Origin of the sequence: Klenkia terrae (assembly GCF_037083865.1) — a bacterium.
GTDB lineage: Bacteria > Actinomycetota > Actinomycetes > Mycobacteriales > Geodermatophilaceae > Klenkia > Klenkia terrae.
Map to the genome: position 1 here is coordinate 67386 of NZ_JBAPLV010000024.1, position 9751 is coordinate 77136.

The window sequence follows — 9751 nt, forward strand, 5'->3', positions numbered from 1 at the left end:
CGCCGTCGTGGGGTACTCCCCTTGCTGTCCCTGATGACATAGGACATCCATGTCGGGTGTCAAGGGGCCGGGAACGCCGCCTCCACCGGGGACGGGGTCAGCACGCGGAGGATCTCCCCGATGGCGTGGTCGCGCTCCAAGGGGTGACGGAGCGGGAGATCGGGATCGAGCCGGTAGACGTTGCGCCGGCCCTCCTTCTCCCGCCTGAGGTAACCGGCCTCCGCGAGCTCGGTGACGATGCGCTGCGTCGCCCGCTCGGTGATGCCGACGGCCTCGGCGATGTCGCGCAGCCGCACCCCCCGGTCCCGCGCGACGCACAGCAGCACGTGGGCATGGTTGGTCAGGAACGTCCACGCCGCCATGCCCGGAGACTAGGACCGGACAGCTGGACCGCGTGACGACGGGCGACCCGCAACCTGGTCCGCGACCGCCGCAGCAGAGGGCCAGCGCACGGTGTCGACGGGGCAGTCCGGTCCCCGATGACCTCGGGCCACCCGGGGTGGGGACCACCGGCCCTGGTCGGGCGGGCAGAGGCGGGCGAGGGTCGGTGCCCGACCCGCCGGCCACGGCGGCAGACCACCTGGAGACCCCGGTGCCCGGCACTGCACTGCACCCCGACGACGTCCTGCAGCTCGTCGATCTCGCCCAGCGAGCCCCCTCCGTGCACAACACCCAGCCCTGGCGGTGGCGGCTGGACCCGGCCGGCCTGCAGCTGTTCGCCGACCTGGACCGGGCCCTCCCGGCCACCGACCCCTCCGGTCGTGAACTGCTGCTGAGCTGCGGGGCGGTGCTCCAGCACCTGGTGGTCGTCGCCCGGGCCGCAGGATGGTCCGCGCAGGTCCGGCGGTTCCCCGACCCGGCCGATCCCCACCACCTGGCCACGGTCGACCTCACCCCCGCCGTACCCGCGCCGGGCGACACCGCGCTCGCCGCTGCGGTCGCCCACCGGCAGACCGATCGGCGGGCATTCGCCGATGAACCCGTGCCCGAGGGATGGTGGCACCAGCTGGCTGCCACCGCCGCGGTCCACCGGGCCCACCTGGTCCTCGTCGAACCGGCCGCCCACCGGGTCGTGGGCCAGCTGGCGGAGGCCGCAGCCGCCCGGATCGCGGCCGACCCGCGGGTGGCTGCCGAGACCCGCGCCTGGTCCGGGCGACCTGCGGGTTCCCCGGACGGGGTCCCGGGCGCCGACGTCCCGGCCGGTCCGGACCCGGGTGACGTCCCGGCGCGTCGGTTCGCGACCGCCGAGTTGTCCGTCGGCGTCTCACCGCTCCCCTTGCGGGACGGCGCTCGGCTGGCAGTCCTGGCCACCACGGGGGATCGACCGCTGGACCAGGTGGAGGCGGGCGAGGCCCTCGCCGCCGTCCTGCTGCACGCAACTGCTGCCGGCCTGGCCAGCCACGTGGTCAGCGAGCTCGTGGAGGTGCCCGATGTGCGCGACCGGCTCGCGGTGGAGGTCCTCCCGCCGGGCCTGGTCCCGCAGGTGCTGGTGCGCCTGGGCAGGCTCCCGCTGCACAGCGCACCGCTCCCGCGCACCGGCCGCCGCCCGGCCGGGTCGACGATCGACCGGACCGCCACAGCGGGCACCACACCGGGATCGGGGACATACCCCGTACGTGGTGGCTGACCCCGGACCCGCCGTCCCCCCTGCGCCCGCGGACACACCGGCACCCTCGGGCGGGGTCCAGCACCGAGACCCGCTGACATCACGACGGCCCTGCCCGGAGGTGTTGGGTGCAGGGCCCACCCCCGCCAGGGGTCGGAGGTCCCTGGCCCGGCGCGTGCGACTCCGCGATCGTCGGTGCACCGTCCCGTCCGGACCGGCCTCGCAGCGGAGGTGCACGTGAACGGATCGACGCAGGGCCGCCGGCGACCGATCGTCGCCTCGGCCGGCTCGGGGCCTGCACTGGACCCCCGTAGGTGCGTGGCTCGCCACGTGACCATCGCCGCCCGCCGGTGGTGTCGGTGACGACCGTCGCCGGTCCCGCGCGTCAGCACCTCCGCGCCCTGCGCCGTGGCGTCGACCGGGCACGCTGCGCCTCCTGGACCACGGATCGGCAACCGTGTTGGTGGCTGTTGCTGCCCGATCGGCTCGAGGTCCGGCTGGACCGGGCACGCTGCGCCGGAGGAGACCCCCGGGGGCACGCCGCGTCGCTCAGCGCCGGCGCCGCGGTCTGCGCAGCCGAGATCGGAGCCGCCGCCGCCGGGCTGGCCGTCGACGTGGAGCTGCGCCCCGATCCTGCCGACGACCTCCTCGTCGCCGTCCTGCGGCCTGCGGACCGGTTGCCCGATCCCCGGCTGGCCGCGCTGGACCTGCTGGTGGGTCTCCGGCAGTGCTACCGGGCGGGCTCCGACGACGAGCAGTTGGCGGGCGACCTCGCGGCCGACCTGGCGACGGCCGCCACCCGTGCAGTGGAGGTGCTGGCCCTGAGCCCCGAGCAGGTCTGCCGGAGCACCCGGTGGGTGCTCGACGCCGCGGACCGAGGGAGGTCGCGACGGGTCGCCCCCCAGAACCTGACGTGCGCACCGGCCAGGGTCGCGCTGGCCACGGCGGGCGACACCGTGACGGAGCGGGTGCGGGCCGGCCGTGCCCTGCAGCTCGTCCTGCTGCAGATCTCCCGGCACGGCGGCGCGGGGGGCCTGGTCACCGGATCGGTCGAGGTCGCAGCGGTACGGGCGATCGCGGAGCGGCAGGTCTGCCCGGGCCGACGGCTACAGGCGCTGGTGCACATCGGTCGTGGTGCCCCCGGCACGCGTCCGGGGCCGAGACGACCGCTGGCCGAGATCCTCTACGAGCACTCGGCGACCTGGCCACCCCCTCCCCCGTCGCCCGACGACCACGACGGCTGATCCGGCCGGGAGCCCCGGCGGGGACGGCAGAGGGTCGGAGAAGAGCTCCCCCGCCGACCACCGGCCTGGGTCGTCGACCCCGGGACCGACGACCCTGGTCGTCCGCCCGGTCCCTCGGGACGATGGTCCGGCCCGCACGGACGGCTCGCGCACCACCGGGAGGACAGATGACCGCCGCCGACCAGGCCCCCGCCACCGCCGTCGAGGTCGCGCTGTCCCAGCTGGTGAACGACGCCCACCGCCGCCGGTCGTCGATGCACGAGGTGACCTCCGGGCGCCGGCGACGCCTGGCCCTGGACCGCCACACCGGGCGCGACCAGGCGGTCCCCGGCTGCCGTCGCGGAGGGCAGGACCCGCTCACCCGGTCCTGACCTGGCCCCGGGTTGACCGGCCGTCGGGGCCTGCTGATCGCGGGTCCGGCCGGCAACCCTGCCTCAGCGGAGCCGGCGGACCAGCAGGACCAGGCTCGCCGGCACCAGCGCCGGCCCCACCGCGGCCAGGGTCTGCAGCGCGGTCAACGGTTCGGTGCCCATCAGGTCCGACAACGCGGGCAGCAGGACCGCGGCGGCCAGCAGCACCAGGTTCACCGCCACGGCGACCGGGAGCCACGGGACGCCGGCCCGGTGCCGCGACCAGGCGCCGGCCGGTCGAAGGGCGAGCGCCAGGGCCAGCTGGGCGACCGCGAGGCTGATGAACAGCTGGGTCTGCCACGGGCCGTCCGCCGCCCGCGAGATCCCCGCCACGGCCAGGCAGACCACCGTCACCGCGAGCCCGTTGGCCACCAGCTGGGTGACCAGGGACCGGTCCAGCACACCGGCCACCGGGTTCCGGGGCCGGCGCGCCAGCACGTCGGGTGCAGCGGGCTCCCCGCCCATCGCGACCCCGACCGGGCCATGGGTCAGCAGGTTGACCCAGAGCACCTGGGCCGGCAACAAGGGCAACGCTAGGCCCACCGCCGGCCCGGCGAGCATGACCAGCACCTCAGCGAGTCCGCCGGCCAGGCCGTACCCGACGAACCGACGGACGTTGTCGAAGACCCGACGTCCCTCGGCCACCGCCGCGGTCACCGTGGCGAGGCTGTCGTCGACCAGCACCAGGTCGGCGGCCTCCTTGGCCACCTCGGTCCCCCGCCGGCCCATGGCGACCCCGATGTCGGCGGCCCGCAGCGCCGGGGCGTCGTTGACGCCGTCCCCGGTCATCGCCACGACGTGCCCCGCGGCCTGCCACCCGGTGACCAGGTCGAGTTTCCCGGCCGGCTCGACCCGGGCGTGGACCCTGGCCCCCGGCTCCTCCCCCGCCCCGAGGACGCCGACCTGCCGGGCCACGGCGGCCGCGGTGCCCGCGTGGTCACCGGTGACCACCACGACGACGATCCCGGCCCGGTGCAGGGCGGCCACCGCTGCGGCGGCCTCCGGGCGGACCGGGTCGGCCATCGACACCAGCCCCAGCAGGACGCCGTCCGCGGTCACCGCCAGCACCCGACCCCCGTCGGCCGCCCACCGGTCGGCGACCGCGGTGGCCGGGCCACCCCCGGCCAGGAGCACCTCCGGTGCCCCCTTCACCAGGGTGCGCGCGCCGCCGTCCGGCTCGCGGTGCACCGTCGTCATCCGGCGGACCACCGCGTCGAAGGGCACCTCCGCCGTCCGGGGGTGCGCCGCGCGCAGCGCCGCCACGTCGCAGCCGGCGGCCCGGGCAGCGCGCACCAGGGCGGTCTCGGTGTCCGCGGTGCCCCGGTCGCCACCGGGGCCGGCGCCGCTGGCGTCGGCGTCGTTGCACAGCGCCGCCGCCTCCAGCAGTGCACGCACCCCGGGGGTGTCCGCGGGCAGGTCCACCTCGCCTTCGGCCGGCGTCCAGACCCGGTCGACGACCATCGCGCCCCGGGTGAGGGTGCCGGTCTTGTCGGTGGCCAGCAGGGTGACCGAGCCGAGGGTCTCGACCGCGGGCAGGGAGCGCACCACGGCACCGCGGCGGCCCATCCGTCCCGCCCCGGCTGACAGCGCCAGTGCCACGACGGCGGGCAGGGACTCCGGCACGGCCGCGACGGCGAGGGCGACCGCGGCCACCACGGTGGTCTCCCACGGTTGGCCGCGCAGCAGACCGGAGGCCACGAAGAGCAGGCACGCCGCGGCCACGGCCAGTGAGATCTGCCGGCCCAGGACGGCGAGCCGCCGCTGCAGCGGCGTCTGCGGTGATCGGTGCGCGGCGACCAGGACCGCGACCTGGCCGATCGCCGTGGCCGGGCCGGTCGCCACCACCACCGCCGTGCCCGACCCGCGCAGCACCGTGCTGCCGGCGTGCACCATCCCGGCCCGGTCCGCGGCGGGGGCGTCGGCGTCGGCCAGGTGACCGGCGTCCCGTTCGCTGGGCTGCGACTCCCCGGTCAGCAGCGCCTCGTCCACCTGCAACCGGACGGCGGCCAGCAGGCGGGCGTCGGCACCGACCACGTCACCGGCGGCGAGGGCGAGCAGGTCCCCGGCCACCAGCTCACGGGTGGGCACCCAGTGGGCGGTGCCGTCGCGGGTCACCCGGGCGGTGGGGGCCACGAGGTCGTCCAGTGCCTGGACCTCCCGCAGCGCGCGGCGCTCCTGGGCGACCCCGAGGACGGTGTTGACGGCCACGACCAGGCCGATGACGGCGGTGTCGACCAGGTCGCCGGTGATCGCGGTCAGCACAGCCGCGGCCAGCAGCACCAGGACCAGGACGTCGCTGAGCTGCCCGAGCACCGAGCGCCACAGCGGCGGCGAGGGGTGCACCGCCACCTCGTTGGGACCGTCCCGAGCCAACCGCCGGGCTGCCTCGGCCCCGGTCAGCCCGGTACCGGGATCGGTGCCCTGGTCGTGCGCCACCTCGGCGCCCGGCCGCGTCCAGGCCGGTTCGCCCCGGGCCGCCAAGGCGGTCACGACCCGGCCACGGCGGCGGTCACGTCAGCGCCCGTGTCGGTGCCCCACACCCGCACCGCGCAGTCGCGGCTGCCGCCGTACCGCGCCCGGACCCTCCTGCGCGGTGGTCGTGGGGCCGTCCGCACCAGGCGTGCTGGGGGTGGGGCGATCGTGGTCATGGGCTGCTCCCGGGTGGTCGGACGGCGAGCCTCACGCCGGAGGCCGGGGTCGGCGGGTGGTCGAGGAGAACCGGGCAGCCCGGCGGCGCAGGTGCCGGTGGGGATCCCGCGGACGGACCGGGCTCGACCGGCGGGCGGTGGCGTAGAAGGCGAGCTTGCCGACCTCGATGAGCACCAGGTAGCCGACGACGAACCCCACCAGGACCAGGTGGTAGAGGACCGGCAGCGGGGTGAACCCGAGCGAGCGGGCCAGCGGCGTGGCCGGGAGCACCGCCCCGACGGCGACGACGCCGACGGCGGCGAGCACCAGCGGCAGCGAGGGACGACTGCGCCAGAACGGGACCCGGCGGGTGCGGATGGCCAGGACGACCAGGGTCTGGGTGGCGAGGGACTCCACGAACCAGCCGGTGCGGAACTCCGGCGGTCCGGCGTGCAGCACGGTCAGCAGGACGACGAAGGTCAGCGCGTCGAACAGCGAGCTCAACGGGCCGAAGACCAGCATGAAGCGGCGGATGAAGGCGATGTCCCAGTGCGCCGGACGGCGGACCTGCTCCTCGTCGGCGTGGTCGGTCGGGATGGCCAGCTGACTGGTGTCGTAGAGCAGGTTGTTCAGCAGGATCTGGCTGGGCAGCATCGGCAAGAAGCCCAGGAACAGCGACGCACCGGCCGCCGAGGCCATGTTGCCGACGTTGCTCGAGGTGCCCATCAGCACGTACTTGATGGTGTTGGCGAAGATCCGCCGGCCCTCGACGACGCCGTCGGCCAGCACACCCAGGTCCTTCTCGAGGAGGATGACGTCGGCGGCGTCCTGGGCCACGTCGGTGGCGGTGGCCACCGAGATGCCGACGTCCGCGCCGTGCAGGGCCAGCGCGTCGTTGACGCCGTCCCCGAGGAAGGCCACCCCGCCGCCGGTGCGCCGCTGCGCAGCGACGATCCGCGCCTTGTCCCGCGGGCTCACCCGGGCGAAGACGTCGGTCCCGGGCAGCGCCGCGGCCAGCGCGTCGTCGTCGAGCAGCTCGAGGTCGGTGCCGGTGAGCACCACGCCGCCGAGCCCCAGCTGCCGGCAGACGTGCACGGCGACGGGAGCGGCATCTCCGGTGACGACCTTGACCGTGATGCCCAGGTCGGCCAGCCGGGCCAGCGAGGCAGCCGCGTCGTCCTTGGGCGGGTCGGTGGCGACCAGCAGCCCGCGCAGCCGCAGGCCGTGCTCGTCGGCCAGGCCCAACGGGTGGCCGACCGGCACCTCCCGCGTCGCGACGGCGACCACCCGGTTGCCGGCCGCGAACTCCGCGGCCAACGCCTCGGCGACACCGGCGGGCACCTGGCTGCAGCGGGCGAGCACCACCTCCGGCGCGCCCTTGGTGACCACCGTGCACGCGCCGTCGGAGGTGCGCACCAGGGCCGACCCCAGCTGCCGGTCGTGGTCGAAGGGCAGCTGCCCCAGCCGGACGGCGTCGTCCTCGGAGCCGGTGCGGGCCGCCCAGAGTGCCCGGTCCAGTGCGTTGCCGCCGGTGCCGTCGCCCTCGGTGGCCCGCAGCCCCCAGCGCAGCACATCGCCGGGGCCATCGGCACCGGGGACGTCGTCCGCGGCGGGGACGGCGCGCAGGAACACCGGGCGGCCCTCGGTGAGGGTGCCGGTCTTGTCGGTGAGCAGGACGTCGACGTCGCCGAGGTCCTCGATGCACACCAGCCGCTTGACCAGCACGTGCCGCCGGGTGAGCCGACGCGACCCGGCGGCCAAGCTGCTGGAGACCACGGCCGGGAGCAGCTGCGGGGTGATGCCGACGGCGATCGCCAAGGAGAACAGGACGGCGTCCAGCAACGGTCTCCCGAGCGCGGTGTTCAGCACTAGCACGGCCGAGGTGAGAACCACGGCGACCCAGGCCAGCAGTGCCGAGAAGCTGCGCAGGCCGACCTGGAACCGCGTGTCCAGCGGGTGGGTGCCCAGCCCGACGGCGACCCCGCCGAACTCGGTGCGGGCACCGGTGGCGACCACCACGCCGTGCCCGCGGCCGGCGGCGACGACGGTGCCCATCAGGGCGCAGGCGGTGAGCTCGGCGAGCGGCGTGCCGGCGGGTACCGGGTCGGTCCCCTTCACCGCTGGCACCGACTCCCCGGTCAGCACCGACTCGTCGCACTCCAGGCCGGTCACGGTCAGCAGCCGCAGGTCAGCCGGGACGACGTCGCCCAACCCGACGTCGACGAGGTCGCCGGGCACCAACGTGACGACGTCGACCTCCTGCCGGCGGCCCTCCCGCAGCACGACGGTGGTGTGGCGCACCTGGTCGTGCAGCGCCTCGGCGGCCTTCTCGGCCCGGTACTCGTTGCCGAAGCCCAGGCCGACCGACAGCACGACGACCACCGCGATCGTCGCCGCCCCGCCGCGCTCGCCCACCACGGCCGACACCACCGCGGCCAGCAGCAGCAGGCCCAGCAGCGGCGAGGCGAGCTGGTGACCGAGCGCGGGCAGCAGCCGGGCGCGGTGCGAGCACACCGCATTGGGTCCCGAGCGCGTCTGCCGCGCGGCCAGCTCGTCGTCGAGGAGTCCGGTGTCCGCGTCGACGTGCATCCCCTTCAGGGTGTCGGCGGTGGTCCACGTGGCCGCGTCGGCGACCGCGGTCGCCGGACGGTGCGGCGACGCCGGGGCGAGGGTGGTCATCGGTGCTCCTCGGGTCGGGCGGGGCGGATGACCGAGACCCAGCGTGCCCAGCCCGGGCCGGGATGGACAGGGTCGTCGGACCCCTCGGGCCCGTGGTCACCCCACGTGCTGCAGGTGGCTGTCGGGCCCCCCGTCGAGCAGTGCCGTCCCGGCGGGGAGGAAGGCGGGGACCACCGGGGCCGCCGCGGGGCCGGCGGCCGCGGCGGACTCCCTCGCCAGGAAGGTGCCCAGCTCGGCGATGGTCGCCATCAGCGGGGCCGGGAAGACGACCGTGGTGTTCTTGTCCACGCCCAGCTCCACCAGGCTCTGCAGCGTGCGCAGCTGGAGGGCCAACGGGTGGGCCATCATCGTGTCCGAGGCCTCGCCCAGGGCAGCCGCGGCCTGCGACTCGCCCTCAGCGTTGATGATCTTGGCGCGCTTCTCCCGCTCGGCCTCGGCCTGGCGGGCCATCGCCCGCTCCATGCTGTCGGGCAGCTGGATGTCCTTGAGCTCCACGAGGGTGACCTGCACGCCCCACTCCAGGGTGGCGACGTCGAGGATCTCCTGGATGTCGAGGTTGATCCGGTCGGTCTCGGACAGCGTCTCGTCCAGGGTGTGCTGGCCCACGACCTTGCGCAGCGTCGTCTGGGCGATCTGGTCGATGGCCGCCCGCACGTCCTCGATGGCCACCACGGACTTCACCGGGTCGACGACCCGGTAGTAGGCCACCGCCGACACGTCGACGCTCACGTTGTCCCGGGTGATGATCCCCTGGGACTGGATCGGCATCGTGACGATCCGCAGCGACACCCGGTGCAGCACGTCCACGACCGGGACGATCAGCAAGAACCCGGGCTTGCGGGTGCCGCGCACCCGACCCAGCCGGAAGAGCACCCCCTCCTCGTACTGCTTGAGCACGCGGACCGAGCCCCCGATCAGCAGCCCGCCGAGCACGAGGAGGACAGCCAGGACGGTGACGACGGTGCTCATGCTCCCGACGCTAGGCAGACGGGTCGGTCCCGACAGCGGTCGCAGGTCCCCGACGACCAGGGCCCTCCGCCACCGTCGTGAGGGTGGCCAGCGCGGCCCCACCGACCCCACCGATCCCGACCTGCTCGCTGTCGTGGAGACGGCCCAGGTTCGGGCCCCGGCCCCGACGCGGCCGACCTGGCGCTCCTGCGAGCCGCTCCGTGGCCGGTCGTCCC

At 75.6% G+C, this 9751-nt stretch carries 7 protein-coding genes; 3 read left to right on the top strand and 4 right to left on the bottom strand.

Annotated features, from left to right (window positions below; all coding sequences use genetic code 11):
- Positions 1-59: 59 nt before the first annotated feature.
- On the bottom strand, positions 60-362 hold the full coding sequence (locus tag UXQ13_RS18805) for a helix-turn-helix transcriptional regulator (RefSeq protein ID WP_225235711.1): 303 nt from the start codon (positions 360-362) through the stop codon (positions 60-62).
- Between the two features lie 185 nt (positions 363-547).
- On the opposite strand from UXQ13_RS18805, the gene UXQ13_RS18810 reads away from it, so the two are divergent.
- The 3 genes from UXQ13_RS18810 (at position 548) to UXQ13_RS18820 (ending at position 3221) form a co-directional block, all read left to right on the top strand.
- The gene (locus UXQ13_RS18810) at positions 548-1627 is read left to right on the top strand and encodes an Acg family FMN-binding oxidoreductase (RefSeq protein ID WP_225235710.1); all 1080 of its coding nucleotides are present in this window, start codon (positions 548-550) and stop codon (positions 1625-1627) included.
- Positions 1628-2076: 449 nt separating this feature from the next.
- Entirely contained in the window at positions 2077-2850 is a 774-nt protein-coding gene (locus UXQ13_RS18815; protein WP_225235709.1) for a hypothetical protein, read from the top strand.
- A gap of 167 nt (positions 2851-3017) precedes the next feature.
- Positions 3018-3221: a hypothetical protein gene (locus tag UXQ13_RS18820; protein WP_225235708.1), complete on the top strand. Its 204-nt coding sequence runs from the start codon at positions 3018-3020 to the stop codon at positions 3219-3221.
- 63 nt (positions 3222-3284) lie between these two features.
- Here the strand turns inward: UXQ13_RS18820 and UXQ13_RS18825 are convergent, their stop codons facing one another.
- The 3 genes from UXQ13_RS18825 to UXQ13_RS18835 all read right to left on the bottom strand — a co-directional run bounded on the left by UXQ13_RS18825 (position 3285) and on the right by UXQ13_RS18835 (position 9536).
- On the bottom strand, positions 3285-5750 hold the full coding sequence (locus UXQ13_RS18825; protein WP_336392723.1) for a cation-translocating P-type ATPase: 2466 nt from the start codon (positions 5748-5750) through the stop codon (positions 3285-3287).
- A gap of 189 nt (positions 5751-5939) precedes the next feature.
- Positions 5940-8567 carry a magnesium-translocating P-type ATPase gene (gene mgtA, locus UXQ13_RS18830; RefSeq protein WP_225235706.1) on the bottom strand — a complete coding sequence of 876 codons (2628 nt, stop codon included), beginning with the start codon at positions 8565-8567 and terminating at the stop codon, positions 5940-5942.
- 96 nt (positions 8568-8663) lie between these two features.
- On the bottom strand, positions 8664-9536 hold the full coding sequence (locus UXQ13_RS18835) for a slipin family protein (RefSeq protein ID WP_225235705.1): 873 nt from the start codon (positions 9534-9536) through the stop codon (positions 8664-8666).
- Positions 9537-9751 lie beyond the last annotated feature (215 nt).

What these genes read in the sequence shown, in the direction of transcription:
- UXQ13_RS18805 (WP_225235711.1), bottom strand. Translation starts at nt 362, where the DNA reads ATGGCGGCGTGGACGTTCCTGACCAACCATGCCCACGTGCTGCTGTGC.
- UXQ13_RS18820 (WP_225235708.1), top strand. Translation starts at nt 3,018, where the DNA reads ATGACCGCCGCCGACCAGGCCCCCGCCACCGCCGTCGAGGTCGCGCTG.
- mgtA (WP_225235706.1), bottom strand. Translation starts at nt 8,567, where the DNA reads ATGACCACCCTCGCCCCGGCGTCGCCGCACCGTCCGGCGACCGCGGTC.
- UXQ13_RS18835 (WP_225235705.1), bottom strand. Translation starts at nt 9,536, where the DNA reads ATGAGCACCGTCGTCACCGTCCTGGCTGTCCTCCTCGTGCTCGGCGGG.